Source organism: Cryobacterium breve (assembly GCF_004402375.1).
Taxonomy (GTDB): Bacteria; Actinomycetota; Actinomycetes; order Actinomycetales; family Microbacteriaceae; genus Cryobacterium; species Cryobacterium breve.
In genome coordinates this window covers 51,062-58,073 of record NZ_SOGJ01000003.1, presented here as the reverse complement: position 1 = coordinate 58,073, position 7,012 = coordinate 51,062, and the positions used below count along the sequence as shown (strand labels likewise).

General features: G+C 62.1%; 5 protein-coding genes and 2 pseudogenes. 4 read left to right on the top strand and 3 right to left on the bottom strand.

Annotated features, from left to right (window positions below; translation table 11 throughout):
• Positions 1–178: 178 nt before the first annotated feature.
• Positions 179–544 carry a VOC family protein gene (locus E3O65_RS00380; protein WP_134361775.1) on the bottom strand — a complete coding sequence of 122 codons (366 nt, stop codon included), beginning with the start codon at positions 542–544 and terminating at the stop codon, positions 179–181.
• 94 nt (positions 545–638) lie between these two features.
• On the opposite strand from E3O65_RS00380, the gene E3O65_RS00375 reads away from it, so the two are divergent.
• Positions 639–1,598 carry a helix-turn-helix transcriptional regulator gene (locus E3O65_RS00375; protein ID WP_134361774.1) on the top strand — a complete coding sequence of 320 codons (960 nt, stop codon included), beginning with the start codon at positions 639–641 and terminating at the stop codon, positions 1,596–1,598.
• A 256-nt stretch (positions 1,599–1,854) separates the two neighbouring features.
• Here E3O65_RS00375 and E3O65_RS00370 read toward each other — a convergent pair whose 3' ends face one another.
• A complete protein-coding gene (locus tag E3O65_RS00370) occupies positions 1,855–2,289 on the bottom strand; it encodes a MarR family winged helix-turn-helix transcriptional regulator (RefSeq protein WP_134361773.1) in 435 nt (144 codons plus the stop codon).
• Positions 2,290–2,450: 161 nt separating this feature from the next.
• On the opposite strand from E3O65_RS00370, the gene E3O65_RS00365 reads away from it, so the two are divergent.
• The 3 genes and pseudogenes from E3O65_RS00365 to E3O65_RS17515 all read left to right on the top strand — a co-directional run.
• The gene (locus tag E3O65_RS00365; RefSeq protein WP_134361772.1) at positions 2,451–3,932 is read left to right on the top strand and encodes an MFS transporter; all 1,482 of its coding nucleotides are present in this window, start codon (positions 2,451–2,453) and stop codon (positions 3,930–3,932) included.
• Positions 3,933–4,103: 171 nt separating this feature from the next.
• Positions 4,104–4,268, top strand: a pseudogene (locus E3O65_RS00360) (CorA family divalent cation transporter); the annotation flags it as partial.
• 522 nt (positions 4,269–4,790) lie between these two features.
• Positions 4,791–5,210 (top strand): annotated as a pseudogene (locus E3O65_RS17515) (helix-turn-helix domain-containing protein); the annotation flags it as partial.
• A 393-nt stretch (positions 5,211–5,603) separates the two neighbouring features.
• On the opposite strand, the gene E3O65_RS00350 reads toward E3O65_RS17515, so the two are convergent.
• Positions 5,604–6,572: a hypothetical protein gene (locus tag E3O65_RS00350; protein ID WP_134361770.1), complete on the bottom strand. Its 969-nt coding sequence runs from the start codon at positions 6,570–6,572 to the stop codon at positions 5,604–5,606.
• Between the last annotated feature and the right edge of the window lie 440 nt (positions 6,573–7,012).

The window sequence follows — 7,012 nt, the reverse complement described above, 5'->3', positions numbered from 1 at the left end:
GACATACCCTCGCGAACCCGAACCCAGAACAAGTTCTCGCGATCCTTCAACACCACTCTCGACGCCATCAACAACACCTCACTCATACGGTGTTGCTACGACCCCTTGAAACCGCCCATCAATTCCGGCAGCCCGCGCCGATATGGAGGTTTTCCACAAGCGGAGCGGGCCACGAGCATTAGTCCATCGGTGAGACGCGAATGAGATTCCCGTCTGGGTCCGCGATTACGAACGTTCGGCCGAAGACGTCATTGTGCGGCTCTTCAATGACGGTGACGTCCTTGGCCTTCCACTCCGCGTACACCTCGTCCACGGCGGCCTCCGATCCGGGAATCATTAGCCCCACCTCCGAAGTGCGGGGCGTGGCCGGCACTGCGTGCTCGTTGCGTCCAGTCCAGAGTGCGAAAAGCACGCCGGGAGCCACGGGGAAAGCAACGTATCTAGGGCTCGTGAAGTCGGGCTCGATCTTGAATATATCGCTATAGAACGCAGTCGCGGCTTGAGCGTCTTGGACCTGGATCAAAAAAAGGTTGGGTGCGGACATTGTCGTCTCCTATCGGAATGGTCGTGCGGGGATAGTCCAACTCAATCGGACAATCACGACACCTGCTGTCATGTATTTACGGAAGAGTGGTGTCATGAAGGCCGCCCGCTTACTAAGCCTGCTTCTCGTTCTCCAAACCCGTCAGCGCGTGACAACGGCCGAGCTGGCCGAGCGGTTAGAGGTCTCGGTACGAACGATCCTCCGTGACGTGGAAGCTCTCTCAACGGCAGGCGTTCCCGTCTACGCCGAGCGAGGCAGGCACGGCGGCATCGTTCTCCTACCTGGCGCGCGTCTGAATGCGTCACATCTTGAACCGGCCGAGATGGATTCGCTCTCGCTCGCCGGCCTCGACGGCGTGCAGCGTAAGCAACTCGGAATAACGGCCGCTCACGACATGGCCATTCGCAAGATTGCCGCCCGGAGGGCTGCGGGTGCGACTGCCGACACGAGTCTGGCCGAACTCGTCATCGTCGATAATTCTGGTTGGCTGGCCGCCGACGCAGGCGAGCTGAATATCGCGGAGCTGGCGTTGACGTTGCGTTCTCGTCCACGACTGCGAATCGAATACCGCAGCAGCGGTGCCAAGCACGCCACCAGCAGAGTTGTCGACCCGTACGGGCTGGCCTCGAAGTCGGGCCGTTGGTATCTCGTGGCCGATGACGACCACGTGGCCAAACTCTTCAATCTCGACCGGCTCGAACACTATGCAGCTCTGTCCGAACCCGTGACAACCCGCCCCGATCACGACCTGCGGTCAGTGTGGGACGAACTCAAACAACGCACCGAAGCGCCCGGTCGGGTCGACATCACAGTCAGGCTGCGAGAAAGTCGCGTCGACCTCGCCCGCCGCATCTTGGGCTCTCGGCTGACAGGCACCGCGCCGGGCGACGACGGATGGCGGCTCATGACAGTCAGCTACCCCGACGTTGAGTCGGTGCGCCAGCTTTTGCAGTTCGGGAACCACATCGAAGTCATCGCCCCCGAAAGCGCCCGTCAACGCGTCGGTGAACTCGCCACAGACCTGGCAGACCGACACAAGATGACGCCCGCCTGACGCGGGCACCAAAAACGGTGTCAGAACCGCCTACCGAAACGACGCTCTTTCGGCAGATTTGATTCCGATCAGTTTCGTGGACACCCGTTCTGACACCTTTATGAGCGCACTCCCGCGCGCACGTCGAAGATCCGTAAGAGACGATCGATATCGGCCGACCGATCCGACGTTGAGCGCGGCGAGCTAATCCGCGGGCCGGACACGATCAGCTGAAGCTCGCGGTCATGTCGGTGCTGGCAGGCGACCCCGGAGCACCCTACTCGGGGCTGGAGCCGTGGTTGCTCATTGTCTCGTGGAGTTCCTCGAGGAGAGTGGCGAGCTGTTGGATCGCTTCGGGGGTGTATTTGTCCATCACAGCGGCGAGTTGCTGGTCAAGTGGGTCGAAGAAGGCGTCGGCGGTCGCGTGGATTCCTGGCGTGGAGTGCAACGTGACCACGCGGCGGTCGGTGTTCTCGCGGCTCCTGCGAATGTGTCCAGCATCTTCGAGCCGATTCAGGAGGGTGGAGGTCGCACCCGATGTGAGGCCGATCCGGTCGCTCAGCCTGGCCGGGGAAATCGGCTCGCCCTGCTCCTCGGCTCGGAGTATCTCGATCAGGGCGGTCGCGTCGGTCGAATGCAACCCTGCACTCGCGGCGAAAGTCCTGCCGAGTTGGTCGTAGCCTTCGCCGTACGCCCTGAGTGCGTCGTTCATCCGCGCACGCCGATCCCCGTGTGGGTTGCTGCTTGTGATGTCCACGGAGACCCCTTCCGATGACCGGCCGTCTGGCTAACTCACATACTAACACTTGAAGCGGAGTATCTTTATGGTAGAGTCACTTCACGGCGAAGGTGTCGCCAGGAAATGGAACGAAAATGACTGAGTCGGGTACGAAGCCCTATCGATGGCGGTGGGCGATTCTCGGCGTGATGCTTGCCGCCGAGCTCATGGACATGCTCGACGCGACGATCGTCAACGTCGCAGGCCCTTCGCTGGAGGCTTCCCTTGGTGCGTCGTCGGTCGGTCTGCAGTGGGTCATCGGCGGTTACGCGCTGGCACTGGGTGCCGGACTGATCTTGGGTGGGCGCCTCGGCGATCGCTACGGTCGCCGGCGGATCTTCCTTCTCGGCCTTTCGGCGTTCACGCTCGTATCGCTGCTGTGTGCGATGGCTCCGAACATCGAGGTGCTGATCGCCTTCCGCCTGATCCAAGGCGCGGCTGGCGCGATGCTCCTCCCGCAAGGACTCGGGCTGCTGCGCGAGAACCTCTCCGGCAAGGAGCTCGGAATCGCATTCGGCATCTTCGGGCCTGCTTTGGGTCTCGGTGGCATCCTGGGCCCCGTCATCGGCGGTGGGCTGATCGAGGCGAACCTGTTCGAGCTGGGTTGGCGTTCTGTGTTCCTGGTCAACCTGCCGATCGGTATCCTCGCGCTCGTGATCGCCTGGAAGGTGCTGCCGCGCCGGTCTGGCGATCGGAAGATCGGCATCGATCTCGTCGGTGCTGCGATTATCGTTGCCTCCTCGGGAGTGCTTGTCCTCGCGCTGAACCTTGGCGTGGAACAGGATTGGCCGCTGTGGACGTGGCTGTGCATTGCTGCGGGTCTTCTTGGCTTCATGCTGTTCGCCTGGCAGCAGCATCGTCTGACCACACGCGGTGGGGTTCCGCTCGTCGTGCCGGGGATCTTCAAGAAGCCTGCCTACACGCTCGGGCTGGTGGGTATCGCCTTATTCTTCAGCGGTCTGATCGGAACGCAGTTGGTGCTGACCCTCTTCCTCCAAATGGGCAACGGATTCAGCGCAGGCGAGGCCGGACTCGGCAACCTTCCGATCGCGATCGGTACGGCAGTCGGTGGCGCCCTCAGCGGTGCGTTCCTCGCCGAGAAGATCGGTCGGCCGATCTTCCACTTCGCCGCCCTGGTGCAGCTCGCGGGCGTCGCGCTGCTCTGGTTCGAACTGGAGCCGAGCGGAGAGTTCAGCATCTGGAGCATCGTTCCCGGCATTTTCCTGTTCGGTGTCGGCGGCGGCGCGGTCATCGCTGCACTGTTCAGCAGCATCCTCGCGGCCGTCGACGATGCCGAGATCGGTTCGGCGTCGGGCGTGCTCACCGCCGTGCAAGCGATCGCGAGCGCGGTCGGCGTCGCGATCTTCGGCTCGGTGTTCCTGAACGGCTTTACCACGGCTGCTTCGCCCGGAGACGCCTTCCGCCAGACGCTGATCGTGGAGGCCGTGCTGCTCATCGGTTTCTTCCTGGTCGCGTTCCGATTCCCGAAGGAACTGCGGGCTGATACCCACGGCATTACCGACGAGAGAACGGCCGCGCCGGCGAACCCGGAGTCGCAGGCACCCGTGAAGAACTAACCCCCGCGATGAACTGAGGAGTCTCCATGCCTCTCATGGACAACGGCGTGTACGTCGACGGTCACCGGATTGCCACCCCGGCATCTCTCGAGGCGACGTTTCGATTGATGAACGACCGCGACGGCTTGGCCTGGATCGGCCTCTATCGAGGTCAAGACCATCTCGTCATGAGCGGCGATCCTGTTCGCACCAACCCTGGTCGGCACCGTCTACGGCATGAACTTCGATCAGATGCCGGAACTGCACTGGGCGTTCGGCTACCCGTTCGCTCTCAGCCTCATGCTTGCGATGGGCTTCGGACTGTACGGGGTCTTCAAATGGCGGCGATGGTTGTGACCTCGATAGAGGCCCCGCATCGCTGCTCGGCCGAACCGTTGTCGGTCATGCGTGTGGCTTTTGCCGCTTGATGGCGGAGTTTCGTTGACGCCAGATGGCGGGGTCAGATCGTTCTGGGACACGGCAAGAACGGACAGTTCCGTGACATGTGGCAACGAAGGGGAGGGGCTGGGACACCCGTCCAGAGTGAGTGCGTCGATGAGCTGCTGGTTCGAGGCAAACGCCCGAGCGAGGATGAAATTGCCGCCGCGGTACTCCTGTGCAACGAGGTCACAGGGTGGCACGAGTCCGCAAGGTCACTTGCACTCGGCCGCCGACATGCGATGGAACGTCTCGCTACTATCAACGGCTCAACGGAGTCGGACACTTGAACGGATCGATTCCTTGACTGGAATCAGCTCGTTCGTTCAGCGCTCAGAAGTGGGATTGCCCACTAAGGCGATCGGCGGGCTCGATCGGTTGTCGCAACGCCTGCTTGATCGTGAGTTGTTGTCTACGTGGTTGAAGCATGAGTTAGTTGAAATGCAGGCTCGATTCTGGGTGTTGATGGCCCAAGGCTCGACGCTGACTTCGGCATGTGATGCTGTGTGGGTGAATCGACGAACGGGACGGCGTTGGCGCCAAGCAAACGGAGGGCGGGCTCCACGTCCCAAGCCGGAACTGTCAGGTCGATACCTGAGTCTGGAGGAGCGGCTCCGGATCGCGGACTTGCACGTGACCGGCGCCAGCATCCGGGTCATCGCCGGCCAGGTCGGCCGGTCGGCCGCGACGATCAGTCGCGAGCTGGCCCGAGGCGGATCCAAGTCCGGGCCGCGAGCCCGGACCAGGTATGCCCCCTATGCGGCCCAGAAGCAGGCCGAGCTGCGCGGCCGCCGCCCCAAGGCCAGCAAGTTCGACCATCCGGAACTGGCATCCTTGGTCCAAACCAAATTCTGCGTGAAACCGTGCCAAGTGATAGCTGAACCCACCTAATTTTGGGTAGGTGCGGTAGGTGCGGTGGGTGCGGGGCGGGTCTTTCCCGAGTGGGGTCTTGGGTCTCAGCCGAGTGGCGTCAGCACACAAACCAGATGCCCCGCCAGTGCAGAACTGACGGGGCACCCTCTGGGTTGGTTGGAGTTTGTGCAGAGTCGTGTGGCTATTGACTCTTGAAATCGTCGTCAGGACCTGAAGAGGTCTGGTGCTTACGATCTCGGTGATTCCTCATTGTGAACCTGATCACGAATACCGCGATCGCTACGACGGCCGTTGCCGCCAAGACCTGAACAAACGGAGTTTGCAGGCTCAACATGGCAACTGCAACGATCAGCGCGACCGCCAGGGAGGTCAGGGCATCAACTAGCAGCGCTCGTTTGTGACGTTCCAAGCGACGACACCTCCTACGTATGGTGCGTTGAGTTGCGCACATCGACCTGCCTGGGAGGCCGCGTCCTTGATGGGCTTTTCCCACGTCCAGAGGCGAATACCCACGGCCACTCCACATGCGACGTTACCAAGCGGCACCGGGATAAAGCCACAGAATGCAGCAGAAATGTAGGCCGGAGTGAAGTTGTTTGCCATTGCGACAGTTTCGGCGTGGGTGAGCTTGATGGCAATGCCCCACCACAGCGTGCTGACCTTAGGGTCAGCCACGACGGGGTAGGCAACGCCGGCGGCCCGGTGTTCAACGACTTGAGTCAGCGTCGTGCCTGTCAGCTCGTAGCGGGTTGCTACCTCAACGCCGTCTGCGTCTTTTGCCCACGGTGCGGCGATCGCGGCGATGACCTGCGTGGCGTCGCTGACGATGAAGCCACCAGCGCCGTCGTCCACGATCGTGCCCCCCCCAGGGAGCGAGAGTGGGTAGTCGTAGCGGGTCGGTGCGTCAGCGTTCTCGATGACGGTGTTGATCTGGATCGTGCCGTCAGCCTTGACCACGGGCACGGTCGTGGATCCGTTCAGGTTGTCATAGGAGACGATTCCCTCGGCTTCCACCTTGGCGCTCGATGCCTCGCCAGCGAACGGAAGCCCGATCGTGAACGAAGTGTCGGAGTGCGGAGACTGCGCCACGATCCCGGCCGCAGGGTCGACCGGCACCGAGATCAGCGCCGAGGACAGCTGGGCGTCGATGGCGAGCTGACCGGAGTCAGATGTTACGACACCGGCCACGTCTTCCAACGTCGACGGCGAGGCGCTGCCCAGAGCTTCGAGAATGTTCACCGACGCCTCGTCTGCGAAGGCGGCCCCTCCGCCGGTCACCAAGAGCGAGGCGGACAATGCGCAGGTTGCGACAGCGCCCATCATGCCCCGGATACGTGATTGATTCTTCATGGATCCCCCCATTTTCTGCCGCCACCACTGGCGGCTACGGATGAAGGCTATCTAGACACGCCCCGCCGAGGTAATCCCATAAGGGGGGTGACGTCCACAGGGCCCGCTCCGTGCCGGCACTATAGCCCCGCCCTACCAGGACTCGTTCTTGAGACGGGGAAATGCGACCGCCTTGGTGCTCCAATGGGCAGGCCGGCGCACGTGAACTTTGTTGCTTGTCGTCTGAGGGGATCCCCTAACGGACACCGAGAACCACGAAATCCAGTCGGGAACCGAGCGGCCGATAGTACGAGTAGGCGGCGCGTCCCTGGCGCTCTACCCCTACGAAGCAGCCGGCCAATTAGCCGGCGCAAAGGGAGTGGTGTGGGTAGACGCAGTGTTGCCCCGCTAACTAGGAGGAAACCGCATGGCAAAGAAGAACAAGACCGAGGGCAATCAGC